The sequence below is a fragment of the Staphylococcus sp. 231237_7MaSpsaltlick genome (assembly GCF_043107035.1).
Genome location: NZ_JBICNX010000337.1, coordinates 1 through 483, shown reverse-complemented (window position 1 = coordinate 483; position 483 = coordinate 1). Strand labels below are relative to the sequence as shown.

1 protein-coding gene is annotated in these 483 nt (G+C 32.7%); it reads right to left on the bottom strand.

The window, feature by feature from the left end:
* On the bottom strand, positions 1-483 hold a 483-nt coding region (locus ACF91D_RS31775), incomplete at both ends, for a cytidylate kinase-like family protein (RefSeq protein ID WP_392438700.1).

The following is a 483-nucleotide window of genomic DNA, read 5'->3' as shown; positions in this document are numbered from 1 at the left end:
AAGTATCTGAATTTATACATAAATCATATTCACTTAATTCAGCTCTGGTGATATCTGTATATTGCTGATAAAATGCTGCACGTGATTGCTCTTGCTGTTGAATAAATGCTTTTGCATTTTCTTCACTTTGTCCTGCAATTTTAACTGCTCGTTCGATTTTCTTAGTAATATTAGGCGCGTAAACATATACATTTAAGAATGAACATACATCTCTTAATATATAATCTGACCCTCTTTCCATTAGTATACACGGCCCTTTGTGCACTATATTTAAAATAACTGCCTTATAACCATCAATAATTTTTTCTGTGTCTATTTCCGCTACTTCACCATATTGATCAAAGTTATGGAGAACTTGTGTATCAATTTCGAGATATTTGGCAGTTTCGATTAATAAATCTTCTTCTCCATAAAATGGAATATTTAATGTTTCTGCTAACTTTCTAGCAATTAAACGTGCGCCGCTCCCGTATTCACTTGTGA